Raw genomic sequence first — 293 nt, 5'->3', positions numbered from 1 at the left:
CCCGACCTCAACCTGATCGAGATCGCCGAGTACCCGGCCTAGCGCGGCCGACCGAACACCTGGGTCCAATAGAGGCTGTGGGTGCTCCGCGGATTCAGGGCATAGGCCGCGCCCATTTCGGTGAATTCCGGATTCATCAGATTGGCGCAGTGGCCCGGACTCGCCAGCCAGCCCTGCATGGCCTGGGTGACCGAACCGGCGCCGGCGGCGATGTTTTCGCCGATGCGGGTCCAGCCGTAGCCCTGTTTGCCCACCCGCTCGGCCACGGTGCCGCCGCCGGGGGCGGTATGGGA

1 protein-coding gene is annotated in these 293 nt (G+C 68.3%); it reads right to left on the bottom strand.

Annotation, left to right across the window (positions count from 1 at the left end; genetic code table 11):
• Positions 1-38: 38 nt before the first annotated feature.
• The coding region (locus tag FS767_RS22065) for a CAP domain-containing protein (RefSeq protein WP_144968222.1) at positions 39-293 on the bottom strand (255 nt) is incomplete at its 5' end.

The sequence above is a fragment of the Pseudomonas sp. DE0010 genome (assembly GCF_007680745.1).
Taxonomy (GTDB): Bacteria; Pseudomonadota; Gammaproteobacteria; order Pseudomonadales; family Pseudomonadaceae; genus Aquipseudomonas; species Aquipseudomonas parafulva_B.
This window is presented reverse-complemented; position numbering and strand designations above follow the sequence as displayed.